General features: G+C 74.3%; 22 protein-coding genes and 2 pseudogenes. 14 read left to right on the top strand and 10 right to left on the bottom strand.

Features of this window, described 5'->3' with window-relative positions; translation table 11 throughout:
* Nucleotides 1–306 precede the first annotated feature (306 nt).
* Together ACFZAU_RS32815 and ACFZAU_RS32810 are read right to left on the bottom strand one after the other, a co-directional pair.
* Nucleotides 307–1278, bottom strand: coding sequence for a phosphotransferase family protein (locus ACFZAU_RS32815; protein ID WP_500555196.1), 972 nt, complete (start codon nucleotides 1276–1278; stop codon nucleotides 307–309).
* A 25-nt stretch (nucleotides 1279–1303) separates the two neighbouring features.
* Nucleotides 1304–1900, bottom strand: coding sequence for a TetR/AcrR family transcriptional regulator (locus ACFZAU_RS32810; RefSeq protein ID WP_500555195.1), 597 nt, complete (start codon nucleotides 1898–1900; stop codon nucleotides 1304–1306).
* Between the two features lie 147 nt (nucleotides 1901–2047).
* Here ACFZAU_RS32810 and ACFZAU_RS32805 point away from each other — a divergent pair, with 147 nt between their 5' ends.
* The 7 genes from ACFZAU_RS32805 (at nucleotide 2048) to ACFZAU_RS32775 (ending at nucleotide 9206) form a co-directional block, all read left to right on the top strand.
* On the top strand, nucleotides 2048–3295 hold the full coding sequence (locus ACFZAU_RS32805; RefSeq protein WP_500555194.1) for a YbfB/YjiJ family MFS transporter: 1248 nt from the start codon (nucleotides 2048–2050) through the stop codon (nucleotides 3293–3295).
* Between the two features lie 442 nt (nucleotides 3296–3737).
* Nucleotides 3738–5291, top strand: a complete 1554-nt coding sequence (locus ACFZAU_RS32800) for a sensor histidine kinase (RefSeq protein ID WP_500555193.1) — start codon at nucleotides 3738–3740, stop codon at nucleotides 5289–5291.
* The gene (locus ACFZAU_RS32795) at nucleotides 5288–5731 is read left to right on the top strand and encodes a roadblock/LC7 domain-containing protein (protein ID WP_499611710.1); all 444 of its coding nucleotides are present in this window, start codon (nucleotides 5288–5290) and stop codon (nucleotides 5729–5731) included. Before ACFZAU_RS32800 ends, ACFZAU_RS32795 begins: the two co-directional genes overlap by 4 nt.
* The gene (locus ACFZAU_RS32790) at nucleotides 5728–6087 is read left to right on the top strand and encodes a DUF742 domain-containing protein (protein WP_499611712.1); all 360 of its coding nucleotides are present in this window, start codon (nucleotides 5728–5730) and stop codon (nucleotides 6085–6087) included. The genes ACFZAU_RS32795 and ACFZAU_RS32790 overlap by 4 nt, the downstream gene beginning before the upstream one ends.
* Nucleotides 6068–6712, top strand: a complete 645-nt coding sequence (locus tag ACFZAU_RS32785; RefSeq protein WP_500555192.1) for a GTP-binding protein — start codon at nucleotides 6068–6070, stop codon at nucleotides 6710–6712. Before ACFZAU_RS32790 ends, ACFZAU_RS32785 begins: the two co-directional genes overlap by 20 nt.
* Entirely contained in the window at nucleotides 6709–7962 is a 1254-nt protein-coding gene (locus ACFZAU_RS32780) for a cytochrome P450 (protein ID WP_500555191.1), read from the top strand. The genes ACFZAU_RS32785 and ACFZAU_RS32780 overlap by 4 nt, the downstream gene beginning before the upstream one ends.
* Nucleotides 7962–9206 carry a cytochrome P450 family protein gene (locus ACFZAU_RS32775; RefSeq protein WP_500555190.1) on the top strand — a complete coding sequence of 415 codons (1245 nt, stop codon included), beginning with the start codon at nucleotides 7962–7964 and terminating at the stop codon, nucleotides 9204–9206. The genes ACFZAU_RS32780 and ACFZAU_RS32775 overlap by 1 nt, the downstream gene beginning before the upstream one ends.
* A 107-nt stretch (nucleotides 9207–9313) precedes the next feature.
* Here ACFZAU_RS32775 and ACFZAU_RS32770 read toward each other — a convergent pair whose 3' ends face one another.
* Nucleotides 9314–10438, bottom strand: a complete 1125-nt coding sequence (locus ACFZAU_RS32770) for a Gfo/Idh/MocA family protein (protein WP_500555189.1) — start codon at nucleotides 10436–10438, stop codon at nucleotides 9314–9316.
* 188 nt (nucleotides 10439–10626) lie between these two features.
* On the opposite strand from ACFZAU_RS32770, the gene ACFZAU_RS32765 reads away from it, so the two are divergent.
* A complete protein-coding gene (locus ACFZAU_RS32765) occupies nucleotides 10627–11028 on the top strand; it encodes a winged helix-turn-helix transcriptional regulator (RefSeq protein ID WP_500555188.1) in 402 nt (133 codons plus the stop codon).
* 129 nt (nucleotides 11029–11157) lie between these two features.
* Here ACFZAU_RS32765 and ACFZAU_RS32760 read toward each other — a convergent pair whose 3' ends face one another.
* Nucleotides 11158–13254, bottom strand: coding sequence for a PhoX family protein (locus tag ACFZAU_RS32760; RefSeq protein ID WP_500555187.1), 2097 nt, complete (start codon nucleotides 13252–13254; stop codon nucleotides 11158–11160).
* Nucleotides 13255–13565: 311 nt separating this feature from the next.
* Here ACFZAU_RS32760 and ACFZAU_RS32755 point away from each other — a divergent pair, with 311 nt between their 5' ends.
* The gene (locus tag ACFZAU_RS32755) at nucleotides 13566–13895 is read left to right on the top strand and encodes a hypothetical protein (protein WP_500555186.1); all 330 of its coding nucleotides are present in this window, start codon (nucleotides 13566–13568) and stop codon (nucleotides 13893–13895) included.
* A 648-nt stretch (nucleotides 13896–14543) separates the two neighbouring features.
* Here ACFZAU_RS32755 and ACFZAU_RS32750 read toward each other — a convergent pair.
* Both ACFZAU_RS32750 and ACFZAU_RS32745 read right to left on the bottom strand, forming a co-directional pair.
* Nucleotides 14544–15482 (bottom strand): annotated as a pseudogene (locus tag ACFZAU_RS32750) (GNAT family N-acetyltransferase).
* 93 nt (nucleotides 15483–15575) lie between these two features.
* A complete protein-coding gene (locus tag ACFZAU_RS32745) occupies nucleotides 15576–16733 on the bottom strand; it encodes a hypothetical protein (protein ID WP_500555185.1) in 1158 nt (385 codons plus the stop codon).
* Nucleotides 16734–16989: 256 nt separating this feature from the next.
* On the opposite strand from ACFZAU_RS32745, the pseudogene ACFZAU_RS32740 reads away from it, so the two are divergent.
* The 3 genes and pseudogenes from ACFZAU_RS32740 to ACFZAU_RS32730 all read left to right on the top strand — a co-directional run.
* Nucleotides 16990–17223 (top strand): annotated as a pseudogene (locus tag ACFZAU_RS32740) (NAD-dependent epimerase/dehydratase family protein); the annotation flags it as partial.
* Between the two features lie 82 nt (nucleotides 17224–17305).
* The gene (locus ACFZAU_RS32735; RefSeq protein WP_500555184.1) at nucleotides 17306–17827 is read left to right on the top strand and encodes an NAD-dependent epimerase/dehydratase family protein; all 522 of its coding nucleotides are present in this window, start codon (nucleotides 17306–17308) and stop codon (nucleotides 17825–17827) included.
* 49 nt (nucleotides 17828–17876) lie between these two features.
* Nucleotides 17877–18143, top strand: a complete 267-nt coding sequence (locus tag ACFZAU_RS32730; RefSeq protein ID WP_500555183.1) for a hypothetical protein — start codon at nucleotides 17877–17879, stop codon at nucleotides 18141–18143.
* An 85-nt stretch (nucleotides 18144–18228) separates the two neighbouring features.
* On the opposite strand, the gene ACFZAU_RS32725 is transcribed toward ACFZAU_RS32730, so the two are convergent.
* From ACFZAU_RS32725 to ACFZAU_RS32715, 3 genes are all read right to left on the bottom strand, one after another.
* A complete protein-coding gene (locus tag ACFZAU_RS32725) occupies nucleotides 18229–19188 on the bottom strand; it encodes a GNAT family N-acetyltransferase (RefSeq protein WP_500555182.1) in 960 nt (319 codons plus the stop codon).
* 19 nt (nucleotides 19189–19207) lie between these two features.
* A complete protein-coding gene (locus ACFZAU_RS32720; RefSeq protein ID WP_500555181.1) occupies nucleotides 19208–19990 on the bottom strand; it encodes a class I SAM-dependent methyltransferase in 783 nt (260 codons plus the stop codon).
* An 80-nt stretch (nucleotides 19991–20070) separates the two neighbouring features.
* Nucleotides 20071–20613, bottom strand: a complete 543-nt coding sequence (locus ACFZAU_RS32715; protein WP_500555180.1) for a hypothetical protein — start codon at nucleotides 20611–20613, stop codon at nucleotides 20071–20073.
* A gap of 280 nt (nucleotides 20614–20893) precedes the next feature.
* On the opposite strand from ACFZAU_RS32715, the gene ACFZAU_RS32710 reads away from it, so the two are divergent.
* Together ACFZAU_RS32710 and ACFZAU_RS32705 are read left to right on the top strand one after the other, a co-directional pair.
* Entirely contained in the window at nucleotides 20894–21922 is a 1029-nt protein-coding gene (locus tag ACFZAU_RS32710) for a terpene synthase family protein (protein ID WP_500555179.1), read from the top strand.
* A gap of 63 nt (nucleotides 21923–21985) precedes the next feature.
* A complete protein-coding gene (locus ACFZAU_RS32705; protein ID WP_500555178.1) occupies nucleotides 21986–24634 on the top strand; it encodes a tetratricopeptide repeat protein in 2649 nt (882 codons plus the stop codon).
* A 23-nt stretch (nucleotides 24635–24657) separates the two neighbouring features.
* Here ACFZAU_RS32705 and ACFZAU_RS32700 read toward each other — a convergent pair whose 3' ends face one another.
* Nucleotides 24658–26235 carry an aldehyde dehydrogenase (NADP(+)) gene (locus ACFZAU_RS32700; protein WP_500555177.1) on the bottom strand — a complete coding sequence of 526 codons (1578 nt, stop codon included), beginning with the start codon at nucleotides 26233–26235 and terminating at the stop codon, nucleotides 24658–24660.

Genomic DNA, 26235 nt, shown 5'->3' with positions numbered 1-26235 from the left:
CACCTTCGCGCCCGCGGCTCGCCCTGCACCCTGCTGGCGATCACACCCGGGTGACAAGACGAAAGCCGGGGGGAGTACGCGCAGTTGCACAGATGTGAAGCCGAAGCGCGTGCGGAGCGCGGTGGCCGGGCCGGCCAGGCCGTTGTGCTCCGCCGCGACGTGCCGTTCGGCGTGGTCGGGCCTTCGCCCGCACCCGATGCCCCGTCCCGCGGAGCGACGCCCTGATCCCCGGCGGTGAGGGTGCTCCGGTGGTCGAGCGGATCGGCGGGCCCGCGGCCGGTGGGTGAGCGCGGCGTCCCCCGGACGTCAGCCGCGCGGCCCCGCGTAGCGGGGGAGCAGCGCCCCGACGTAGGTCTCCAGGCGGGTCGCGAGCGTCGCCGGGGTGAGGTCGGTGCGGCCGAGTTCGCGCCAGGGCACGGCGACCTTCTCGGCGTACGGCGCGAAGGCGAGGGCGTCCAGGAGCCGCCAGTAGAGGTGGGCGCCGGGGGAGGCGGCCAGGTGGCCGCCCGCGGCGGTGTAGAGGTCGGCGAAGCGCATCCCGGCGCCGGGTCCGTGGAGCAGCGCGAGGGCGGTGGCGCAGTGGGCCACGTCCAGGTCGGCCGGGCCCCAGGACGTCTCCACCCAGTCCACGACGCCGGAGACGCGCAGATGGGTGCCGTGCCCGGTGAACAGGACGTTGCCGGGGTGGAAGTCGCGGTGCAGGAAGCAGCCTTCGTGGGCCGGCGGGTCACGGCGTATGACGTCCACCGCGCGGGCCCACAGGTCCGGACGGCCCGTGGCGGCGGGCGGGCGGACGCGCTCCGGCGCCGTCCAGGCCTGGTACGCGCGGGGCCGGTCCCCCTCGCCGACGTCCAGCCCGTGGACGCGCACGAGTTGGCGGGCCATCAGCCAGGCCCGCGCCCCGGCCTCGGCGTCCTCCAGCCGTACCTCGCCCGGGAGGAGGGACATGAGCAGCGAGGGGTGGTCGCAGTGCTCCGCCGTCGCGTCGAGGGCGTGGAGTTCCGCGGCGGGTACGGCGGTCGGGCCGAGCAGCGTCAGGATCCGCGCCTCACGGGTGAGCAGGGCCTCGGCGTGCCGCAGGTAGAAGGGTTCGACGAAGGAGCGCAGCACCAACTGGCGTCCGCCTCCCGGGCCGGTGACGTGCAGCCTGCGCATCCGCGAGGTCCAGCCGCCGCGCAGCCGCTCCGCAGACGCGACCCGCTCCCCCTCGGGCAGGTGCCGGTCCACCCAGGCGCGCGTGGCCGTCCAGCCGGGCCCGTTCCCCTCCGCCGTGGTCATCGGGGCACCCTACCGGGCCGGTTGATCAGGCGGTGGCCTGCCGCCGGATGCCGAGCACCATCGCGATCAGCGACCTCGCCGTGGCCCGGAGCCGGTCCGCGTCCTGGTAGACGCGCTCGATGACGACGGTGCCGCGGGTCATGGTGACCAGGACCCGCGCGGCCTCGGCGGGCGGGACGGCCAGCAGCCCGGCGGCGTCCTCGCGGGCGAGCCGTTCGGTCATGACGGCCTCGAGCCGGTCCAGCAGGCCGCGGATCGCGGCGCGGATGGGTTCGGCGTCGGCCTGGGTGTCGGTGGCGGTCTTGGTCGACAGGCAGCCGCGGGCGGGGGTGCCGAGGGTCATGGAGGCGATGGTGAAGTCGAAGAACTCCTCCAGGGCCCGCCGGACGTCCGGCTGGTCCAGCGTGGCGGCGGCCTCGGCGACGAAGGCGTCCGCGTAGTCCTGGAACACCCGCAGGAAGAGCGTCTCCTTGTCGCGGTACGCGTTGTAGAGCGAGCCGCGCTGCACGCCGGTCGCGTTGGCCAGGTCCTGCATGGAGGTCGCTCCGTAGCCCTGGTTCCAGAAGACGTCCAGGACCCGGCCCAGGGTGTGCTGCTCATCGAACTGACGCCGTCCAGCCATGCCCCGGATCCTAATTCATCTTTGACGACTCCGTCAAAGTTTGCAAGGGTGTCAAACATGACGGGGTTGTCAAAGATGGCCCGGACGGCGGACGGACCGGGCGGCGCCCGGACCCGTCGTCACCGGGCGGAGGGCGGAAACGAGCACATGAGCACCACACCCCCGGGACCGGCCGCGTGGCGGGCCGTCGCAGCGGGCGCGAGCGCGAGCTTCGTCGGCATCGGCATCGCCCGGTTCGCCTACACACCTCTGGTTCCCGAGCTGATCGACGCCCACTGGTTCTCGCCCTCGGCCGTGGCCTACCTCGGTGCGGCCAACCTCGCCGGCTACCTGGCCGGGGCGCTGGGCGCCCGCCGGGTGGGGCGGTGGCTGGGCGACCGGCGGGCCCTGCGCTGGACGATGGTGCTCGCCGCCGTCGCCCTGCTGGCGTGCAGCGTCCCCGTGTCGGTGCCCTGGTTCTTCCTCTGGCGGCTCGCCTCGGGGCTCGCCGGCGGTGTGATCATGGTGCGGGTGGCCGGTGCGGTGCTCCCGTACCTGAAGGGGGAGCGGCGGGGGCTGGCCGGCGGGGCGATCTTCGCGGGGCTCGGCGTCGGCATCGCGGCCTCGGGCACCCTGGTGCCGCTCCTGCTGCACCTCGGCCTGAGCCCGACCTGGGCGGGTCTCGCCGTCCTGTGCGCCCTGCTGACCGCGCTGAGCTGGAACGGCTGGCCGGCGCCCGCCGCCCCCGCGGCGCCGGCCCCCGGGGTGCAGGACGCCGCGCGGTCCCCCCGCCCGCGGCTGCGGCTGCTGTTCGTGGAGTACGCCCTGATCTCCACGGGGCTCACCCCGGCCATGGCGTTCCTCGCCGACTTCGTCAGCCGGGGCCTGGGCCGCGGGTCGGGGAGCGGCTCGATGGTCTGGATCCTGTACGGGCTCGGCGCGCTGGCCGGCCCCACCCTCTACGGCTTCCTCGGCGACCGGCTCGGCTTCGCCCGGGCCCTGCCGCTGATCACCGTGGTGCAGACGGGGGCGCTCGCCGCGCTCGCCGTGGCGCACGGTCTGGCCGAGGTCGCGGTGCTGAGCGTCGTCATCGGCTCCTTCCCGCCCGGTGTCGTGCCCCTCGTCCTGGGCCGCGTCCACGAACTCGTACCGCGCAGCCCCGAAGCGCAGGCGGCGGCGTGGGGCAGGGCGACCGTCGCCGGGGCGGCCTCGCTGGCCCTCTCCGCGTACCTCTACTCCTACGTCTTCGCCCGCACCGGGCAGGACCACCGCGTGCTGTTCGCCGTCGGCGCCGCCGCGCTCGCGCTGGCCCTGGCCGTCGACGCGGTCGCGAGGTTCGCCCGGGGCCGTGGGGAGGCGGCCGGGCGGGCCGCGCGCCGGGAGCCCGGCGCCCGCGGGGCGTCCGCCCGGGGGTGAGGCGCCCGCGGCGTGGCGGGGTTGCGACATGTCGCAGAGTGGCCACGCCGCCGGACCGCCGCGCGGGCCGCCGGCCGGCGGGGCGCCCGGCGCCGTCCTCCCGGGAACCCGCCCGGTCCTGACGGCACGGCAAAAGACGTGGTCAGTGGCGCTGCCGGGAAGCGGCCTCCGGGCGTACGGCTCCGGTGGCGCCGCCGGCGGGGCGGAACCGGTGGTTCAGCGGGCCGGTGAGCGCCGCACGTTGTGGCAACCCCACATATCCTCACCAGCCAACACATGTCATCTACTCGTTGATCAACACCCCTCGGCAACTCGCATATAGTGGCCGCGAGTTCCCCGCGAACACGGAGCCCGCCCGGGATTCGTGCCCGTGGTGGTGCCCGTTTTTGTTGGATTCCGCTTTCTCATCCCATCCGTCCAGACGGTCCCGAGGTCCGAAACGATGACGACGCAGACCGCGCTCCCGCGCCCGCGGACCGGGCGCCTGCGCATCCCGGCACGGCCGCGTGAGCAGCGTGCTCCGTTCGCGTACCTGGCGCGGGCCCTTGCGGCGCCGCTGGTGGTCACCGTGCCGGTGGCCGTGTGGCTGACCGGCGCCGCGCCCGAGTCGGTCCGCACGCCCGCCGTGGTGGGCGCGGGCGCCGGAATCGTGGCGCTCACGTGCGCCGTGTGCGTGGCGGCGCAGGAGCGCTGGCGCGCGAAGCGGCTGGCCGGGCAGCTCGACGCCCTGCGGGCCGAGGCGGAACGTTTCGCCGACGAACTGCTGCCCGCCGCCGTCGGCCGGATCACCAGCGGTGAGACGGTGGACCGCGTCCTCACCGGCGTACGGGAGCCGCTGACCGGCCCGCAGCGCCGCATGCTCGCGCTGATCGCCGACCGGGTGGGCACGAGCGAGTCCCGGCGCGCCGCGTCGATGGCCGTCGGCGCCAACGCCGCCGGACGCATGCAGGCGCTGGCCACCGGCATGCTGGCCGACCTGCGGCAGATGGAGCACCGCCACACCGACCCGGCCGTGCTGCACGACCTGCTGCACCTGGACCACCGCACCGCCCAGGCCGGCCGCCTCGCCGACAGCATCGCCGTGCTGACCGGGGCCCGTTCCGGACGCCGGTGGGCCAAGCCGATCCGGATGGAGTCGATCCTGCGCGGCGCGATGGGCCGCATCGCCGGCTACCAGCGGGTGCGGCTCCACTCCACGAGCGAGGTCGCCGTCGTCGGCCACGCCGCCGAGGGCGTCATGCACGCGCTGGCCGAACTCATGGACAACGCCGCCAACTTCTCCCCGCCCACCGCCGAGGTCCACGTGTACGTGGAGGAGGTGCCCGCGGGCACGGTCGTCACCGTCGAGGACAGCGGCCTGGTCATGGGCGAGGTCGCGCTGCGCCGCGCGCAGAGCGCCGTCGCCGCCGGCTCGGGGGACCTCACCGGTCTGTCCGGGACCCGGCTCGGCCTCACCGTCGTCGGCCGGCTGGCCCGCAAGCACGGCCTGACGGTCTCCTTCCGGCCCTCGGCCCGCGGCGGCACCGGCGCGGTCATGATGATCCCGCAGGAACTGCTGACCGTCCCGCGCCCCGGCGCGGAGGCCGGCCCCGACGTCGAGCCCCTTTTGCCCCCGGAGGCTCCCGCCCCCGTCCCGGCCCCGCCCGCCCCGGCGCCCGCCGGGACGCCGCAGCGGGACGAGGAGGTCCGGCGTACGGCACCGGAGCTGGGCGAGGGCGGCCTGCCCAAGCGCCGCCGCGGCCACACGCTGTCCGCCGCCGGCCATGACCGGCCCGGCCACGACCGGCCCGCCGACCGCCCGGGTTCCGGCTCCGCCGGCCACGGGACGGCGGCCGAACGGGCCGCGCGCCTCAGCACCTTCCGCAGCGCGGTGCACGGCAACCCCCCTGCCGCGGCCGCATCCGCCCCCGACCACGAGCCCCCCGCGTCCGCGCCCGGCGCGGACCGCGACGAGCACAACGCGACGGCCCCATCCCCAGAAAGCGACGCGCGATGACCGCACCGGCCACCGGCCACACCAGTACGGATGAGCGGCTCAACTGGCTGCTGGAGAACCTGCTGGAGCGCACCCCCGGCGCCCGCCACGCCCTGGTCCTGTCCCGGGACGGGCTCAAGCTGTGCCGCACCCCCGAGCTCTCGGTGGACCAGGCCGACCAACTCGCGGCGATCTCCGCCGGCATCCAGAGCCTGTCGCAGGGCGCGTCCATCGAGTTCGGCGACGGCAGCGGCGGCGTGCGGCAGGCCATGGCCGAGTTCTACGGCGGCATCCTGTTCATCGTCGAGGCCGGTGACGGCGCCCACCTCGCGGTCGTCGCCTCCGACGACGCCGAGGTCGGCCTGATCGGCCACAACATGCACGAGCTGGTCGAGCAGCTCGGTGAGCACCTGAGCGCGCCCCCGCGCGAGGTGCCCGCTGAGGACGGCGACGGCGCATGACACCCCGTCCGGGCCGGGACGAGGATCCGGACCGGCTGTACACCCTCACGTCGGGTCGCAGCCGGCCCGCGTCCGATGCGTTCGACCTGGTGACCCTGGTGGTCGCCGAGTGCGACCCGGTCCCGGGGATGCAGTCCGAGCACGCGGCGATCCTGCGGATCTGCCGCCGGCCCACCGCGGTCGTGGAGCTCGCCGCCGACCTGGGGCTGCCGGTCGGCATCACGCAGGTGCTCCTGTGCGACCTGCTGGACACCGGCCGGATCAGCGCCCGGCACCCCCGTACCGCCCGGACGGCGGCTCGACTGCCGGACCCCGAGATCCTGGAGCAGGTGCTCGTTGGACTACGCAACCTCTGACCCCGGCCTGGTTCCCGGCCCTCCGGGGCCGCGGGCGCCGCTCGACCCCCGCGCCGACAACGGGCTGAAGATCGTCATCACCGGCGGGTTCGGCGTCGGGAAGACGACCATGGTCCGCTCGGTCAGCGAGATCCGTCCGCTGAACACCGAGGAGACGATGACGCAGGCCGGCGCCGGCGTCGACGACCTCGCCGGTGTGCGGACCAAGACCTCCACCACCGTGGCCTTCGACTTCGGCCGGATCAGCGTCAACGCGCGCACCGTGCTCTACCTGTTCGGCGCGCCCGGTCAGGAGCGGTTCTGGTTCCTGTGGGACCGGCTGTTCTCCGGCACGCTGGGCGCGGTGGTGCTGGTCGACACCCGCCGCCTGGACGACTCCTGGTACGCCATCGACCGCCTGGAGCACCACGGCACCCCGTTCGTGGTGGCCCGCAACGACTTCGGCGGGCCCAAGCACTCCGAGGAACAGGTCCGCGACGCCCTGTCGCTGGCGGACGGGGTGCCGCTGGTGGACTGCGACGCGCGGTCCCGGCAGTCCTCCAAGGACGTCCTCATCACCCTCGTCCAGCACCTGCAGACCCTGTCCGCCGCCCACCCGCGCGCCCGGGAGACGACCACCCCGTGACCAGTCAGCCCTCCGCGGCCGCCGGCACCGACCCCTTCGCCGGGGCGGTGCCGTTCAGCGGTCCGCGCTTCCACGTCGAACCCGCCGCCCTCTACCGCGAGTTGCGCCGCGACCACGGTGCCCTGGCGCCCGTGGAGCTCGACGGCGGCATACCGGCCTGGCTCGTGCTGGGCTACCGCGAGCTGCTGCACGTCACCGGCGACCCGGTGCTCTTCAGCCGCGACTCCGACCTGTGGAACCAGTGGGACCGCATCCCCGAGGACTGGCCGCTGCTGCCCATGATCGGCCGCAAGCAGCCGTCGATCCTCTACACCGTGGGCGAACGCCACCGGCAGCGCGCCGCCATGATGGGCCACGCCATGGAGGCCATCGACGCGGTCGAACTGCGCCGCCACGCCGAGGGCTACGCCGACGGGCTCGTCGACGCCTTCTGCGCCGTGGGCAAGGCGGACCTCCTCGAGGAGTTCGCGATGCTGCTCCCGGTCCGCGTGCTCGCGCGGCTGTACGGCTTCCCCGAGGAGCAGGGCCCGCTCCTGGTGAAGGCGGTCAAGGACCTGGTCGACGGCGGTCCCGACGCCATCGCCGGCCAGGGCTACGTCTACACCGCGATGACCGAACTGCTCGAGGCGAAGAAGGAGCAGCCGGGCGCGGACGTGGTCTCGCGGATGCTCGCCGACCGGTACGACTTCTCCGACGAGGAGATCGTGCAGGACATGATGGTGATGACCGTGGCGGGGCACCAGCCCACCGCGGACTGGATCGGCAACTCGCTGCGGCTGATGCTCACCGACGACCGCTTCGCGGCCTCGTTCACCGGCGGCCGGCACAGCGTGGGCCAGGCCATGAACGAGGTCCTGTGGGAGGACACCCCCACCCAGAACATCGCCGGCAGGTGGGCCAGCCGCGACACCCGGCTCGGCGGGCGCCAGATCGCCTCCGGGGACCTGCTCATCCTCGGCTTCGCCGCGGCCAACGCCGACCCCCAGGTGCACCTGGAGGCAGGGGCCTCCACCAACGGGAACAACGCCTGGTTCTCCTTCGGCCACGGCGAGCACCGCTGCCCGTTCCCGGCGCAGGAGATCGCCGAGGCCATCGCCCGCACCGGCATCGAGGTGCTGCTGGACCGGCTGCCCGACCTCGAACTGGCGGTCGACCCCGCGGGTCTGGTGCGCCGTCCGTCTCCGTGGCTGCGGGGCATGACCAACCTCCCCGTGCGTTTCACACCCACCCCCGTGCTAGGAGAACTCTGATGGAATGCCCGGTCACCGGCCACCACGCGGCCTCCCCGATCGTGCTGGACCCGCTGGTGGGCGACCTGGTCGCCGAGAGCACCGCGCTGCGCGAGGCGGGCCCGCTGGCCGCGGTCGTGCTCCCCGGCGGGGTGCCGGTGTGGGCGGTGACGCACCACGCCGAGGCCCGCGCGCTGCTGACCGACCCGCGCCTGGTGAAGGACATCGCCCACTGGGACGCCTTCACCCGCGGTGAGATACCCGCCGACTGGGCGCTGATCGGCCTGGCCAACCCCGGCCGCTCCATGCTCACCGTGGACGGCGCGGACCACCGCAGGATGCGCACCCTGGTCGCCCAGGCGCTCACCCCGCGCCGCGTGGAGCAGATGCGCGCCCGGATCGAGGAGCTGACGGCCGGTCTCCTGGACCGCGTCGAGGAGGCCGCGCGCGAGGGCGGGGTGCTGGACCTCAAGGCCACCTTCGCCTACCCGCTGCCGATGTACGTCGTGCAGGAGCTGATGGGCATCGACGAGGCCCACCTGCCGCGGCTGAAGGTGCTGTTCGAGAAGTTCTTCTCCACGCAGACCCCGCCCGAGGAGGTCATCGCCACCCTCGGCGAGCTCGCGGGCCTGATGGCGAAGACCGTCGCCGACCGGCGCGCGGAGTCCGGCGACGACCTCACCAGCGCGCTCATCGCGGCCTCCGAGGACGGTGACCACCTCACCGACGAGGAGATCCAGAGCACCCTGCAGCTGATGATCGCCGCGGGTCACGAGACCACGATCTCCCTCATCGTGAACGCGGTCGTGAACCTGCTCACCCACCCCGACCAGCTCGCGCTGGTGCGGGAGGGCAAGGCGAGCTGGGAGTCGGTGGTGGAGGAGACCCTGCGGCACTCCACGCCCACCTCGCACGTGCTGATCCGCTTCGCCACTGAGGACGTCCCCGTCGGCGACGCGGTCATCGCCAAGGGCGAGGCGCTGATCGTCTCCTACGCGGCGCTCGGCGGCGACGAGAAGCAGCACGGCCCCAGCGCCGGCGTCTTCGACATCACCCGCGAGCACCCCATCCGGCACATCGCCTTCGGCCACGGCCCGCACGTGTGCCCGGGCGCCGCGCTGTCCCGGCTGGAGGCCTCGGTCGCGCTGCCCGCCCTCTTCGAGCGATTTCCCAAGCTCGACCTGGCGGTCCCGGCGACGGAGCTGCGGAACAAGCCCGTCGTCACCCAGAACGACCTCTATGAGCTGCCCGTCACGGTGAACTGACCTACCGTCGGTGGTCCGGCACCGCCCCGCGCCGCTCGAGCCGGCGCGCGGCGGTGCCGGTCCCGTTCCGCCCCACGGAAGGGCCGGCCGCCGTGCCCGGCGAACGGTCACCGTTCGGCGGGGGACTGGGTCGCGAGGGTCTGGGCCGTGCCGGTGGCGGAGGCCCGCTCGATGGCGTCGATGAGACGGTGCCGGTCCAGGGCGTGGCGGAAGTCGGGGACGGTGCGGACGCCCTCGGCCAGGTCGCGGGCGAGCCGGCCGTACAGACGGGCGACGTTGCCGGCCACGGAACGGGAGAGTTCGGCGGTCAGGCCGTCGCCGAAGTACGGTGCGGGGACCTCCAGGGGCGCGGCGGTGGCGTCGGCGCCACGGCCTCCGGCCAGGGAGAGGTCGGCGACCTGCATGTTGCCCCAGTCCGCGGTGATGACCAGATCGCCCTCGGTCCCGTTGATCTCCCAGCGGAAGTTGTCACCCCGGGAGGTGCCGCCGCGGTAGAACACCGAGGCGGCCGCGCCGCCGGCGAGCGTGCCGATCACGGCCACCTGGTCGGGAGCGGTGACGGGGACCGTGCCTCCGTCCTCGGTGATCCGCGCTCGCGTGCGACCGACCACGAGGTTGGCGCTCAGCGTCGTGAAGTCACCGAGCAGGTGGTTGAGCGGGTCGACGGCGTGTGAGAAGGGCGAGGTCAGCGGGGTCGCGCCGTTGGCGTTGTCGTAGAAGTAGGCCGCCTGCCGGGTGGCGGCCTCCGGACCCCAGACCATGCCCGAGCCGACCATGGTGGTGCCGATCACACGGCCGACGTACCCGTCCTTGATCAGGTCGTGGGCGTACCGCACCTGCGGCGCGTAGCGGCCCTGGGTGCCGATCACGCTGCGCACCCCGGCCTTCTCCGCGAGCTCCGTGAGGTGCCGGGCCTCGGCGAGGCCGTTGCCCAGCGGCCACTCGCTGTAGACGTCCTTGCCCGCCTCGATGGCGGCCGTGAGCAGTTCCAGGTGCTCGCTGACCTTGACCGCCACCACGACCAGGTCGACGCCCGGGTGGGCGAGGAGCTCGCGGTGGTCGTCGTAGGCGGCCACGCCGTACGTCGCCGCCGCGGCCTCCGCCGAGCTGCGCCGGGAGGTGCTGACGGCGCGCAGCTCGAACGCCGGGGACGCCGCGAGGGCGGGTACGTGCGAGATCGAGGCCCAGCCCGTGGTGCTGCCGCCGATGATGCCTACGCCGATCGTCTTCATGGGGGTTCTCCTCGTGCATGGCCTGCCGCCGCGGATCTGCGGTCACCGCCGCGCGGCTCTTACAGTGGGGGGACACGCGCGTCGCGCTCGGGCACCGCCGACTGCTCACGGTCGAGCGTGGTGCCGCGGGCGGACGGCGACAAGAGAGCACTTCGAAGTGCCCAGGTATCCCGGAGGGAACCGTGGCCGTGGCAACTGCAGGAGAACTCCGGTCCCAAGCGGCCCCCGGGGCCCCCGGATGCCGGGAGGAGTCCCGTCCGCTGATCCGCAGCGTGCTGGAGCGGATCGGCGACAAGTGGAGCGTGGTCGTCGTCTGCCAGCTGGGCGAGTCGACCTACCGGTTCAACGAGCTGCGGCGGCTGACCCGGCCCATCACCCAGCGGATGCTCAGCGTCACGCTGCGCGCCCTGGAACGGGACGGCCTGGTCGCCCGTACCGTGCACCACACCGTCCCGCCGCAGGTCGACTACGCGCTCACCGAGCGCGGCCGCTCGCTCCTCCACGTCGTACGCGACCTGGCCGGCTGGGCCGACGCCCACGCCGAGGAGATCAGCCGGTCCCGTGCCGAGTACGACACCCCCGATCCCTGATCCACGGCGGCCGCGGCGGGCAACGGGAGCACGACGCCGGCCCGCGCACCCCGAAGGGGTCGCACAGGCCGGCGTCACGCAGGGCCGGGCACGTCAAAGGCAACCGGCACCCGTGGATGTGATGTGTCGTCAGACTCCGACGTCGCGGCCGTCCTTGCGCCACACCACGACGACGGAGGGGCGGGGGATCCGCTTGCCGCCGTCGGGCCAGCGCGAGGACGGGTTGTCGTACGTGGAGCCGTCGGTCTCACCGGGGTGCTGCACGGCGACCAGCACGCGCTGGTCCTGGATGATCGGGCCGCAGGTCTCGGCGCCCTTGGGCACGCTCAGGAACTGTCGCACCTGACCGCGCTTCTCGCCCTTGACCGCGACGCCGAAGAGCGCGTCGTGGGTACCGAGGGTGCCCGGCGTGCCGTCGGTGGAGATCCACAGGTTGCCGTGCGGGTCGAAGGCCACGTTGTCCGGGCAGGAGATCGGGCTGACGTCGTCCTTCGGGAAGCCCGCGAAGTAGGTGGACGGGTCGGAGGGGTCGCCGGCCACCAGGAACAGCCGCCACGCGAAGCGGTCGGCGGCCGGGTCGTCGAAGAACTCCGCCAGTTCCAGCACGTGCCCGTGCTTGTTCTCGTTCCGCGGGTTGGCCTCGTCGGCACCGGGGGAACCGGCCTTGCCGCGGTTGGTGTTGTTGGTCAGCGCCACGTAGACGCGGCCGGTGCGCGGGCTCGGCTCGACGTCCTCGGGGCGGTCCATCTTGGTGGCGCCGGCCTTGTCGGCGGCCATGCGGGTGAAGAGGTAGACCTCCTCGGCGGTCATGCCCGCCACGAAGGACGTGGTACCGCTGGCGAGCTTGATCCACTCGCCGGAGCCGTCGAACTCGCCGTCCGAGGGCAGCTTCCCGCTGCCGTCGAACTGGCCGGCCGGGCTGTCGCCGGTGAGCCTGGCGACGTAGAGCGTGCCCTCGTCCAGCAGCGACAGGTTGTGCTCGCGGACGGCCCGCCCGCTGCCGTGCCGCATCGCCTTGCTCGCCACGAACTTGTACATGTAGTCAAAGCGCTCGTCGTCGCCCATGTAGACGACGGGACGGCCGTCCTCGGTGAGGCGGGGCTGCGCGGCCTCGTGCTTGAAACGGCCGAGCGCGGTGTGCTTGCGCGGTGTGGAGTCCGGGTCGAAGGGGTCGAGCTCCACGATCCAGCCGAAGCGGTTGACCTCGTTGGGCTCCTTGGCCAGGTCGAAGCGGTCGTCGAACCGCTCCCACTTGCGCTCGCTGGCCGCGCCGGCGACGCCGTAGCGCTTCAGCCGCTCCGCCGTCACCGGGTCGGTCACCGAGGCCGCGTTGCCGAAGTACTGGTTGAAGTTCTCCTCCCCGGAGAGCACCGTGCCCCACGGGGTGGTGCCGCCGGCGCAGTTGTTGAGGGTGCCGAGGACCTTCGTGCCGGTGGGGTCGGCCTTGGTGCGCAGCAGGGGGCTGCCCGCGGCGGGACCGGTCAGCCGGAAGGCGGTCCTGGTGTGGATCCGCCGGTTCAGGCCGTGCCGGTTCACCGGGTACAGGCGGCCGGAGTGCCGGTCCTCCTCGACCACGACGACGCTGAGGCCGTGCGCGGCCCAGGCGATCTCGACCTGTGCGCGGGTGGGGTTCGCCGCGTCGTAGCCCGGGAACATGAGGATCTCGTCGGTGTACTCGTGGTTGGCGACGAGTACCTGACGGCCGCGCTCACCGGGCAGGTCGAACAGGTGCAGGAAGTCGTTGTTGTAGCCGAACTGGGCGGCCTGCGCCGCGGCGGACTGCCGCGCCTGGTCGAACGCGGGGGCGCCGCGCAGGATGGGGTCGCCCCAGCGGATCACGACGCTCTGGGCGTAGCCCTCGGGGACGACGACGGCGTCCACGGTGTTCGGCGCCACGGGCCGGAAGCGCAGGCCCTTGGCGGCGTCGGGGTCGACGGTGCCGTGACCGCCGTGGCCTCCGTGCCGCGCCTCGGGTGCCGCGGCGGCCACGTCGGTGCCGGACCCGACGGCTACGCCGCCCGCGGCGGCGGCCAGGGTGACCACGGCGCCGGTGCGCAGCATGGTGCGGCGGGAGAGCGCCTCGGCGACGACGTCGCCGAGGTACGCGTTGCCGCTGGTGTTCGGCGCCTCGTGGGCGCAGGCGTCACCGCACTTGAAACGGCAGGTGAGGGCGGACCTGCCACCGTCGTGGCGGGGGAGCAGCGGAAGAAGTCTGTGCGGCCGCACAGTGCCTCCAAGTCTATGGTCCGGTATAGGGAATCCCATGGGACGGTAAAGAGGCGTCTTCTCGTGGGGGTGGCCGGAACATGAACCACGAATGAACCGGTGAGCGGACAACGGTCCGGTCCCCCCACGCGACCCGCGTGCCCCGCCTCCCCGGACGACCCCGGCGCACTCGCCGCCCGGCGCCGGCTGCTCCGGCACCACCAGGCTCGAGCGGCGCCCCCGGGCCGCCTGATCCGCGACGACGGGCCCGGTACTTCTGAACGGGTTCGCGCCCGGCGGCTCTGTCGGTGCTCGCTCGTACCGTGTTGTGCATGGGGTATGACCTGCACATCACGCGGCGCGACGACTGGTGGGACGACGAGGGACCGGAGATCGGTCGGCAGGAGTGGGAGGCCGCTGTCGCCGCGGATCCCGATCTGGTCATGCAGCCCGTCCCTGACGGCTGGCCGGCCGACGCCTTCAGTTCGGCCTTGATGACGACGCGACCGGAAGGGGAGGACGCCACCGAGGTGCTGCACTGGGACGAGGGTCTGGTCAGCGCCAAGCACCCGAGCGACGTGCTGATCGCCAAGATGTGCAATCTCGCGGGGCACTTGGGGGCAAGGGTGCAGGGCGACGACGGTGAGCACTACGACCGTTGAGTGTCCGGCGCCAGGTGGCGCGTCGAGTGCCGGGCGTCGAAGCCGGACGTGGTGGGGCCATGGCCGGGTCCGGCAGCGGCCGCGCGGTGCCGGCACGTCGCCCGGGCGTGATCGCGTCGCCCTTCCTCGCCGTCACGGCTGCCGACGCGAGACCGCTCAACATCAAGCCCGGCCGACCTGGCGCAGGTCCCCCGCTGGCGCACCCAGCTCTCACAGCCGAGCAGGCGGGACTCCCGCCTGAGGACGTCGAGCGCGGCCCGGAGCCCGTCGGCCGCGGCCTGGAACGCTCGCGTCGTCTCCGGGCCCAGCGTCGGATCGGGCGCCGCGTCCACACCGTTCGGGAAGTCGTCCGGGACGGCAGCGGCGAACCGTGCCCGGGCGCCCGTGTACAGACGCATGCACCGTTGGAGCTCGGCCGCGCAGTCCGCCCACACCGTCGGCGCCGGCCTCCCCTTGGTGCGCCCCAGGAGGTGGTTCAGCTCCGCATGGGCGGCGATCGACTCCCCGGCCAGGGTCCGCCTCTGGGCACCCGCGTGGCGGTGGGTCAGTACGTCGACGAACACCTGGTGAGCGCTCGTGCTCCGGTCCACGGCGTTCGGTCCCTTCGTTGTTCCCGGCCCGGCGTTGCCCGATCGACGACCGCCGCGGTCACGCCGGGGCGGCAGCGGGCAGCGTCACTTCCCAGGTGTCCACGGCGAAGTGGAGGCCCATGCCGTGTGCGGCGTAGAGCCGCGGCGCCCCCGTGGTGTTGTCGGTGTCGACCCCGAGGCCCAGGGTGTCGCGGCCGCGGGCGGCGTAGACCTGGAAGGCGTGACGCAGCAGATGGCCGGCGACGCCCCGGCCCCGCGCCTCCTTGCGCACTCCCACGTTGCGGATCCACGCCATGGCCGCCCGGTCGTCACGGGTCAGGGCCGCGCCGACGTCGCCGGCGCCCTCCAGCGAGGCGATCCAGACCAGGGACCAGTCCATGCCCGAGCCGAGGTCGTCGAGCCACTGCCGGTAGGTGCGCCGCTGGTGGTCGAAGTGCTCCGCGAAGGTCTCCTCCAGGAGTGCGTGGACGCGCCGGCGGTCCGTCTCGTCCACGCAGTCGCGCAACGTCAGTCCGGGCGGGGGCTCCGGGATGGTGTCCACGGAGGCGGACAGCGGCCGGGTCAGCACGTGGTAACGCCGGACGGTCCGCCAGCCGCGCCGCGTCAGGAGGGCGGTGTCCACCGTGGGCTCGGTGTTGAGGGAGAGGTGGACGACGGCCCGCTCCGCGCCGTTCTCCGCGGCGCGTTCGGCCGCCCGCTCCTGGAGCAGGTCCAGCAGCCGCTCGCCCGCCTCCTGGTGGGCGGGGAGGACGTAGTGGTCGACGTCGATGCGTTCGGCGCCGGAGTCGTCCCACAGCAGCCCGAACGCGACGGGTGTGCCGTCCTAGTGCACCAGCCAGGAGTTGCGTTCCAGGTCCGCCTCGGGGTGGACCAGGGACGTCTCGACCGTCCCCAGGTCGGTCTCGGGCCGCCCGAGCTCTGCGACGTCGACGGCGTTGAGCAGGTCGCAGATGACGGTCGCGTCCGCGGGGGTGGCCCGCCGCACGGTGATGGGCATGCCGCAACTCTCCGTACGGACACCGGCCCCGCGCAAATGCTTTTCGCGCGGGGCCGGTCCGGCCGGGGACGGCGTCCGTGTCGGGCGCCCGTGTCAGGCGTCGGCGGTCTCGTTCGCCGGTCGGTCGGCGTCGGTGCCGCCGTCCGTGTCCGAGGCGGAGTCGGTGCCGGTGTCCGCGTCACGCCGGGCGGGGACGGGAGCCTCCACGGCCTCGCCGGCCGCCTCCGCCGCGTCGTTGTCCACGCCGGCCGCAGTCGCCGGACGCGCCGCTGCCGCCGGAGCGGCGGACGACGCGGCGGACGACCCGGCGGGGGCCGCCAGGGGCACGGCGGGTGCCATGACGTCGAGCTGGCCGGGCCGGCGGTCGCGGCGGACGTCGCCGACGATGAGGGCGACCACCGCGGCCGAACCGACGAACTCCAGCAGGCTCTGCGAGGTGTCCACGGCCGTCACGGGCATCGTGCCGAACGCGTAGCCCCACAGGTCCGTGAACGCCGACGGCATCATGAAGAGCGACAGGCCCACCGAGAAGCCCGGGGCCGTGGGCCGCCGCCGGGCCGCGAGCAGCATGCCGGCGCCGCACAGCACGGTCAGGCACACCCACTGGTACGGCGAGGGAACCGCGAGGATCGCCCGGCCGCTGCCCTTGCCGACGATCAGGTCGGTGAGCACCCCGGGGCCGACCTGAACGGCCGTCACGGCGTTGCGGCCGATGTAGAAGACGTTGAGCACGGCGAGCAGCAGGCCGGAGGCGGTGGCCGTCACCTTCACCGGGCGGACGCCGCCCGTCACCGCGTCCGAGGCGGCGGCCTCGTACTCCATGTGCCGGGCCAGCAGCAGGAGCCCGCCCAGGACGAGGGCGAGCACCACGGCGAGGACGGCCGTGCTGCCGACCGCGTTCAGCGAGGCGCCCTTCAGGGTGCCGAACCACGGGTCGGAGGGCGAGTCGAGCAGCAGGTACCAGACGGCGGGGAGGCGGAAGCCGAGGGTCACGGCGCAGGAGGTCATCAGCAGGCCGCCGGCGCCGCGGGTGCGGAACAGGGCGGCAAGACCGGCGCAGAGCTGCAGCGCGGCGAGGCCGAGGTCGAGCGAGGAGGTCGCCGACAGACCCGGCACCCACCCGGTGGTCCACAGCGACCACGCACCCGGCAGACCGCGGACAACGATGTCGTAGAGCAGCCAGGACGCCGTCTGCGCGAACAGTGCGAGGCTGAGCAGTGCCACCGCTATCCGCAGTTGATTGATGGACATCCCCGGACGGTTCATGGCGCGCTGTCCCCTCGACGGCCAAACGTGGTTGAGTTCACAACTATCCCAATGACGGTGCAGAGCATAAACGGTCACCCAGGTACCCGCGCCAATCCGCCCCCGGCGCGCCCACCTTGCGGAACCCGGTGGGAACGGCAGGCCAACGGGAAATGAATGACGGCCCATCAGGGCGATTCGGCGGGCCCCGTGGAATGATGCCGGAGCCGTTGAACAGCCAACGAAAAAAGGGGAGTTGGGCATGACGGCGAGGACGCTGGCAGTAACGGGCGCGGCGGGCGCCATCGGGTCCGTGGCGCGCGCGGCGCTGCGCGGGGAGACGGCACGGCTGGTGCTGCTCGACCGGGTCCCGTTGGCCGTCGAGGCCCCGGGCGAGGAGGTCCACACGGTCGACCTGCGGGACGCCGGCGCCGTCCGGGCCGCCCTCGAGGGCGTCGACCTGATCCTGCACCTGGCAGGCATCCCCGACGAGGCCCCGCTCGCCGACCTGCTGGACGTCAACGTCCTGGGCACCCACCACGTGCTGGAGGCCGCCCCGCCGGGGCGGTGCGCGGCGAGTGGTGCTGGCCGGCAGCAACCGCGTCACCGGCTTCTACCCCGCCGGGCACCTCACCGGCCCGGAGGAGCCGGTCCGCCCCGACGGCCTGTACGGGGTCAGCAAGGCGGCCGTCGAGGCGCTGGGACGGCTCTACGCCGACAAGTTCGGGCTCTCCGTCGTCTGCCTGCGCATCGGCAGCTTCGAGGCGGAGCCCGGCGAGCCACGGCACCTGGCGACCTGGCTCAGCCACCGCGACGCCCTCGGCTGGATCAGGGCCGCCCTCTTCGCGCCGCCCGGCGTCCGCTTCGCCACGGCTTACGCCGTCTCCGCCAACACCCGCCGCTTCTGGGAGCTCCCCGACCCGTCGGTGCTCGCCTACACCCCCGTCGACGACGCCGAGCGGCACGCCCCCCGCCTGACCGCCTCCGGCGACGCCGCACCGGACCCCGCGGCGCCCCAGGGCGGCCCGTACGCCCTCCCCGAGGTCACGCTCGAACAGCTTCCGGACCGACCTGGGGGCGGCGCTGTCGGCGGCGCATGATGGGATGCCGGGGAACACCACCGCAGACGTCCCCGGGGAGAACATGCCGATGCCTCCGTACCCTTCGCTCACCCATGCCCTGGCGGACGCCTTGGTGGACCTCGCCTGGTTCGTCGAGGACACGGACGACGAGATCATGGACCAGGACGACGCCCTGAAGGCCCTGGAGGGCGTGGCCGCCGTCTTCGACCGGATGCCGGAGGCCCAGCGGGCCGCGTTCCTCGACCTGCTGGGCGAGATGACGGCGGCCGAGGCCGACCCCCGGCGCCGCGCGTTCCTGGAGGACTTCCCCGAGGACTTCGGCCTGGTGGACTAGGACGTCCCCCGCCGTATCGCGGGCCGGCGCGCGCCGTCGGGTGCCCGGCACGCGATGCGCGGGAGAGGGCCCGGCTCAGCCCGGCTCAGCCCGCCGCGAGCCGCGGGTCGAGGAGGCGGTGCAGACGGTGGGCGACGGGACGGAAGCCGCGGCGCGGCCAGAACGCCGACGAGAGCGGGTTCGCCGCCCGCCAGTCCGTCACGCACACGCGGAACCCGCGCCGGGCCGCGTCCGCGAAGGCGTGCTCGGTGAGCCGGCGCCCCACCCCGCTGCCCCGGCACTCGGGAACGGTCGCGGCGAGGAGCAGTTCGACGGAACCGCGCGGTGCCGTCAGCGACACCTCGTCATCGGGCACGGGCCGCATGACGCAGAAGCCCCGTACCCCCTCCGGCCCTTCGGCGAGCCAGTACGCCACGGCCGGGTCCGCCAGCAGCTCCGCGTGGCCCGGGCGCAGGCCCTCGTAAAAGGACGGCTCGACGAAGGCGAAGACCGGCGGGCCCGTGTGCGCGTCGGGGATCAGGCCGAACAGCGGCTCCAGCGCGGTGAGGTCCTTCGGCCCGGCGGCCCGTACGTCCTCATGGAAGCGGCCCGCCCCGGCCGCCAGGTCCGTCACGGCGTGGATCTGCTCGTAGGCGAAGCACTGCGAGAGCCAGGCCGGCAGGTCGTCGAGGGCCGCGACGGCGTAGTGGTGCAGCCGCCCCTCGCGCAGCCACGGGCCGGACAGGCCCGCGTACAGCCCGCGCAGGACGCCCTCGTCGCGTGCCGCGTAGTGTCCGGGACCCGTCCACACGTGCCGTCCGCGGACGTCGTCGCCGGGCACGGCGAGCAGGTACCCGGCGGGCGTGCCGTCCGCCGTCTCCGCGATCGCGCCGCGGGCGCCCCGTTCCCAGGCGTCCCGCAGCAGGGCCGCGCAGGCGGCCGGTTCGGCGAAACCCGGGCCGAGTGCCGCTTCGCGGGCGAGGTCGCGACGGTGGCGGGCGGCGAGGAGGCCGGCCGCGGCGTCGAGGTCGGACGCCGCGAACGGCCTGGTCGTCGGTGCGTTCACCGGTGTCTGCTTCCCGTGGTCAGCCCTTGCGGGCCTCGATCAGATAGCGCTGCGAGTACGCCACGAAGGGTCCGTGCCGTTCCATGAAGCCGTGCAGCTCGGCGAGCCGCTCGCGGTAGGCGTCCACCGCGAAGCCCGGCACGATCCAGATGACCTTGCGCAGGAAGTGGACCACGGCGGCGATGTCGTGGAACTCCATGCGCAGTGCCTCCTGGCGCAGGTCCACGACCTCCAGGCCCGCCGCCTCGGCGCGGGCGGCGGCCTCCACCGGGCTGGAGCCGGCGGTGGTCGTGAAGGGGTCAGGTGTCGCGTGCGCGGCGACCGGTCGCGGCCCCATCAGGTAGTCCGTCAGCTCGCGCACCGAGCCCGCGCCGACCTGCTGGGACAGGTAGGTGCCTCCGGGGCGCAGCACCCTGTGCACCTCGTCCCAGCGGGTCACCACCGGGTGGCGGCTGACGACGAGGTCGAAGCGGCCCTCGGGGAAGGGGAGGTCGGCCGAGTCCCCGGCCTCCACGACGGTGGCGCCGAAGGGCGCCAGGTTGCGGCGGGCGATCTCCAGGTTGGGCGGCCACGACTCCGTGGCCGCGACCACCGGCGGGGCGGTGGGCACGGTCGCCAGGACCTCCCCGCCGCCGGTCTGGATGTCGAGCACGGCCGCGGCCCGCGCGGCCCGCTCGGCGAGCAGCCGGGCGTAGCCCCAGGACGGGCGCTGCTCGGTGGCGCGGCCGGTGAACCAGGAGAAGTCCCAGCCCTCGGTCGGGACGGCCTCCCCCTCGGCGAGGAGATCACGGAACGCGGACATGGGCGCGAGGATGGCAGACGCACCCGACGCGGCGCACCCGTATTACGCCCGCGCCCGCCGTCCGGCGTCGCCCCGGGGCGTCAGCAGCCGCTCGCCAGCGGGGTGAAGGACATCGGGGTGCCCTCCTCGGAGCCGGCGGCCGTGCGATAGGTGGCGGAGTCGACCTTGTACCAGACGTCGTCGCGGGTGCGGTCGCCGCCGACGTCGTCCAGCTCCACGCACCAGCGCTCCGCCGACACCACGCGGCTGTAGGACTCGGTGCCCTGCTGGACCTTCCGGCAGTCCTTGTAGTGCTCGGTGGTGTACCAGGTCCGGGTCGACTTGCGCTTGCCGGAACCGCTCGAGGACGTGTGCCGCACCTGCCGCGTGCGGTCGGTGCACCGCTGCACCATGTGCGGGCGCCGCCCGGTGGTCGTCCTGCGCCCCACGTGCCGGTGGTCGTTCAGCCTCCCCGTGACGGGCGGGTCCGCCTTCGCGACCGCGGTGGGCGTCCCGGCGGAAGCGGCGGCCGACGGCCTGGATCCGGCCACGGCGACCGAGTCCGGGCTTCCGCAGGCGCCCAGCAGGGCGGCCAGGAGCGCGGCGGCCACGGCGGCGGAGTACGGGCGGCGTTGTCTGTGCACTTCTCTCCTCGATGAAGGTGACGGTGGACATGGAGATGAACGGTGATGTGGACATGGATGCGACGTGAAGGAGCGACGGACGTCCGGTGCCCGCCCGGATCATGACGCGACGGGGACGGAAAGGGTTCCCGCCTCATTCGCCCGACTGTGACGGTGTTCTGATGCCGCGTGCCCGTTCGTGGCGTCCGATGCCCGGACGCGGGGTAGGAACCGGGACGGGGATGGCTGGAATTCGTAGTCCTTGCCCGGGTCGCCAACGGCCCGGGAAGGGGGGATCTCGGTGGGCAAGACGTCTGCGTTCGTCCGTGTCGACGGCCCGGGAGGACGGGCCGCGCACAGCCGCGGGACGGTACGGGAGCGGGCCGGGGGGCCCGTCCACGTACCGGGCCCGTCACGGCTCAATCCCGCCCTGGGGCAGGTGGAGCCGCAGGTCATGGCGTGGGCCCGGCGCGCCGGCCTGCTCTCGGCGCCGACCTCGGGTCAGGCCGGCCGGGAACGGCAGGTCGCCATGGCCGGGCACGTGTGGCCGTGGGCGGCCCCGGCCCGGCTGACGGAGCTGGCCCGGCTGACGCTGTGGATGTTCGCCGTCGACGACGACAGCGACACCGGCCCGGTCACGGGCACCGGCGGCCGTCTCGACGCCATGGCACGTGCCGTCGGCGGCTGGGCGCGCGCCGTACCCGCGTCGGCGCCGCCGGCCGTCCGCGTCCTCGCGGAGGTGGTGCCGCGCGTGACCGCCGTCATGGGGCCCGCCTGGGGCGACCGCTTCCGCCGCCACCTGGCCGCCTGGATCCGTACCAACCAGGACTCGATCCGGATCCGGGCCGGCCACGAGGTGCCCACCCCCGAGGCGTACGTCGCCTGGCGGCGGGTCTCCGGTGCGACCGGCTGGTGCTTCGACCTCATCGAGTACGCCCAGGAGTCGGAACTGCCCGCGGCGGTCTGGTACTCGCCGGCCTGCCGCGCGCTGCGCGAGGCCGCCGCCGACGTCATCGGCTGGACCAACGACCTGTTCTCGGTGGAGAAGGAGCTGCGCTCGGGGGAGACCACCAACCTGGTCCTCGTCCTGCGCCGGCACCACGGCCTGACGCTGGACGAGGCCGTCGAGGAGACGCGGCTGTGGCACGCCCGCCGTGTCGCCGCCCTGCGCACCGCGACGCGCGACCTGTACGCCACCGCCCTCGCGGGCGACCTCAGTCCGGCCCAACTCGCGGCGGTCTGCCAGTACGCGGACGGCATCCACGCCTGGGCCCGCGGTTTCCTCGACTTCTCGTACGCCTCCGACCGCTACCGCGCCCCGGGGGGATAGCCCGCGGCGCCACCGGGAATGCACCACGGCAGGGAAGTACCGGGGGAACGGGGGGAGTACGCGATGGCTGCCGGGAGGGGCCGCAGCGCGGGCGCGGCGGGCTGGCTGCTCAGGATGCTCGCGGGGCTGGCCCGGCCGGCGCTGACCGTGCTGCTCGGCCCGCCTGGCGCGGTGGCCGGGGCGGCGACCGAGACCGCGGCCGCCTCGGGAGGCCGGGCGCTGGAGCAGACGGCCGGCCGCCGGCGCGCACTGCCCGGCCTGCTGCGGATCTCCCGGCGCGGCACGGCCCCGCTGGTCGCGGACGTGGCCGACCCCATCGGTCTCGGCGTCCACCCGGCCGCGCCGGGCGGCGGCGGGACGGCCGGCTTCGGCCGCGTCCCCGTGTTCGTCGGCCGTGACGCGATGCCGCAGGCGGAGGCGGTACTGAGCGGCGGCCGGGGCTTCCTGCTGCTGGTGGGGGACTCCACGGCGGGCAAGACCCGGCTGGCGTACGAGGTGGTGCGCAAGCACTTCCCGCGCCACCGGCTGGTCGTCCCGGACAGCCGCGAGGCGATGGTCGCGCTCGTCGACCCGGTGTCCCGGTGGCACCGGGCCGTGGTGTGGCTGGACGACCTGGAGAACTACCTCGGCGCGGGCGGGCTGACGGCAGGTCATGTGCAGCGGCTGCTCGACGCCGGATCGGGCCGGGTCGCCGTGGTGGCGACCATGAGCGCCCGCCAGCACATCCGCTTCGGCGCCCGCTCCGCCGCCGACGACGAGCCCGGCGGCGACGTCCTGCGCTCGGGCCGCGAGGTGCTGCGGCTGGCCTCCGTCGTCCGGGTCGACCGCACCTGGAGCGAGGCGGAGCTGGCCCGGGCCCAGCACCACACCGACGACCCGAGGATCAGGGCCGCCGTCAACGGCGCCCGGACCGGCAGCCGCGGGGTGACCGAGTACCTCGCCGCGGCGCCCCAGTTGCTCGACGACTTCCGCAACGCCTGGGCGGCCGGGGCCCGCCCGCGGGCCGCCGCCCTGGTGGCCGGTGCCGTGGACGCGCGGCGCGCCGGGCACCACCGGCCGCTGCCGGAGGACGTCCTGCGCCGCCTCCACGAGATCCACCTCGAACTCCACGGCGGCAGCAGCCTCCGGCCGGAGTCCTGGGAGGAGGCGCTGAGCTGGGCCACCGACCCCCTGCACGCCACCTCCAGCCTCCTTCTGCCCCGCGACGACGGCGCGTACCTCGCCTTCGACTACCTGCACCAGACGCTGGACGAGCAGGTGCCCCCGCCGCGCATCCCGGACGAGGTGTGGGAGATCCTCATCGACCACGCGGACCCGGTACGCGCCCTGGACATCGGCGCGACCGCCTACCAGCGCGGCGACCTGCACCACGCCATGGCCGCCTTCGACAAGGCCGGCGCCGACCCCGGTCAGCTGCCGCGTCAGTGGTACGCCACCTGCGTGGGGGAGGCGGGCGACCCGCGGCGCGCCGCGGACCTCTACCGCGAACTGGTCGAGGAGGCCGAGGGACGCGGCGGCCCCGACGCCAAGGAGACGCTGGAGAACCGCAACTCCCACGCACGCTACCGCGGCATGGCCGGCCACCCCGCGGAGGCCGTCGGCCTGCTGCGCGGTGTCATCGCGGACCGTACCCGCGTGCTCGGCCGCGACCACTCCCACACCCTCAACAGCCGCAACAACCTCGCGCTGTTCCTCGGCGAGACGGGACGGCTCGACGAGGCGGTCGCCGAGTTCCAGTCCGTGCTCGCCGACCGGACCCGTCTGCTGGGCGCGGACCACCCGCACACCCTCAGCAGCCGCTACGGCTACGCCTACCTGCTCGGCGACGCCGGCCGCCCGGGACAGGCCGCCCGGCTCTTCGACAGCCTGGTCGCCGACCGTTCCCGGACGCAGGGCCCGTACCACCCCTACACGCTCAACAACCGCCGCCACCACGCCCACTTCCTCGGCGAGGCGGGGCACGCCGCGCGGGCCGCGGGGCTCTTCGAGGAACTCCTGCGGGACTGCCTGAAGGTCCTCGACCCGCTCCACCCGGACACCCTCGCCGTCCGCCACGGCCGGGCCCGGTTCCTGGGCGAGGCAGGCGACCCCGGCCGCGCGGCGGCCCTGCTCGACGCCCTGATCCAGGACGGCCGCGGAGCCGGCGCCCACGGCCCGGACAGCCCCATCCCGCTGCTCTGGCGGCGCTACCAGGCGGTGTTCCTCAGCGAGGCCGGGGCGGCGGAGGAGGCCGTACGGCTCCTGGAGGCGCTGCTGACCGAGAGCGGCCAGATCCTCGACGCCGGGCACCCGCAGCTGTTCGCGGTCCGCGCCGCCCACGCCCGCTGCGTCCTGCGGGCCGGCCGTACGGCCGAGGCCGCCGACCGCTGCGAGCGGCTCGTCGACGACTGCCGCGAACGGCTGGGCGAGGACCACCCGCAGACGCTCACCGCCCGCGGCGGCCACGCCCGCTGCCTGGCCGCCGCCGGCCGCCACGGGGAGGCGGCGGCGCTGCTGGAGATCCTCGTCCAGGACCGCACCCGCGTCCTCGGCGACGACCATCCCTCCACCCTCAACAGCCGCAACGCCCACGCCTGTTCGGTGGGTGCGTCGGGCGACGCCGCGCGCGCCGCCCGGCTGCTGCGCCAGGTCCTCCAGGACCGCGTGCGCCACCTCGGCGAGGAGCACCCCTGGATCGCCAGGACCCGGGAGGAGCTGGCCCGCTTCCCGTGACCGCGCCGCGCCGCGCCGCACGGTCAGCCGCGGGTGACCTGCCCGTCCACCAGCCGCCACAGCCCGAGCGGGTTGTCCGGGGCCAGCGCCTCGGGGAGCAGGGCGTCGGGGAAGCCCTGGTAGGTGACGGGCCGCAGGAAGCGCTCGATCGCGCTCATGCCGACGGAGGTGAACCGGCTGTCGGTGGTCGCCGGGAACGGGCCGCCGTGGACGGTGGCGTGGCCGACCTCCTGCGGGTGGGCGAAGGCGTTCACCACGATCCGGCCGGTACGGCGCTCCAGGACCGGCAGCAGGCGGGCGGCCTGCGGGTGGTCCTCCTCCTCGAGGTGCATCGTCGCCGACAGCTGGCCGCGGAAGCTCCGGGCCACCTCCGTCATCTGCTCCGTGCCGCTCAGCCGGACGAGGAGCGCGGCCGGCCCGAAGACCTCCTCGGCCAGCGCGGGTTCGGCCAGGAACCGGTCCCCGTCGACCTCGAGCAGCTGTGCGCGGCCCTCGTGGGCGCCCTCCGCCTCCGGGCCCACCGCCACGGTGGCGGCACCCGAGTCGCGCAGGCGCTGCGCCCCGCGGCCGTACGCGTCGTGGATGCCGGGGGTGAGCATCGTCCGCGCGCCCATGGCGCCCACCCGTGCCGCGGCCGCCTCGCGCATCTCGGCGTACCCCGGGCCGTCGACGGCCAGCAGCACGGCGGGCTTCAGGCAGGCCTGGCCGACGTTGACGAGCATGCGCTCGGCGAAGCCGTCGCCGATCTCGCCGCCGCGCGCCGCCAGGGCCGCGGGGAGGACGAAGGTCGGGTTGACGCTGGTCATCTCGGCGAAGACCGGGATCGGGTCGGGACGCAGTTGCGCCCGCCGGTACAGGGCCATTCCGCCGCCCTCGGAGCCGGTGAAGGTGACCGCCTTGACCAGCGGGTGGTCCACCAGGGCCTCGCCGATCGCGTTGCCGGCTCCCCGGACCATCGAGAACACGCCCTCGTGCAGCCCGCAGTCGGCGACGGCGCCCTGGATGACGCGCCCCTGCAGCTCCGAGGCGCCGGGGTGGGCGTTGTGGGCCTTGAGGATCACCGGGCAGCCCGCGGCGAGCGCGGCGGCGGTGTCGCCACCCGCGACCGAGTACGAGACCGGGAAGTTGCTCGCGCCGAAGACCGCCACCGGTCCGATCGCGATCCTCTGCATGCGGTGGTCCGTGCGCGGCCTCGGCCGGCGTTCCGGCTGGGCCGGGTCGACGGCGGCCTGCCGGAAGCGGCCCTGCCGGACCACGTCGGCGAACTGCCGGAACTGGCCAGCGGACTTGACCGCCTCCGCCTCCAGTTGTGCGGCCGGCAGGCCCGTCTCCAGGGCCGCCCGCTCGGCCAGTTCGCCCTTGATCCCCTCCAGCCGGTCCGCGATGAGTTCGAGGAACGCGGCGCGCTCCGCGAGGCCGGTGCGGTTGTAGCTGTCGTAGGCCGCGTCGGCCAGTCGCGCCGCGCGGTCGACCTCGGCCGCTCCGCCGAGCGCGAACTCCGGTCCGAGCGGTTCGCCGGTCGCCGGGTCGAGCGCCTTCATCGTGCCCTCGGTCGCGGGGACGGACGACGCGCCTATGAGCATCTCTCCGGTCAGTCGCAT

The sequence above is a fragment of the Streptomyces sp. NPDC008238 genome, from assembly GCF_042956445.1.
GTDB lineage: Bacteria > Actinomycetota > Actinomycetes > Streptomycetales > Streptomycetaceae > Actinacidiphila.
The sequence above is the reverse complement of the archived record's forward strand: the minus strand, read 5'-3'. Positions and strand labels throughout refer to the sequence as shown.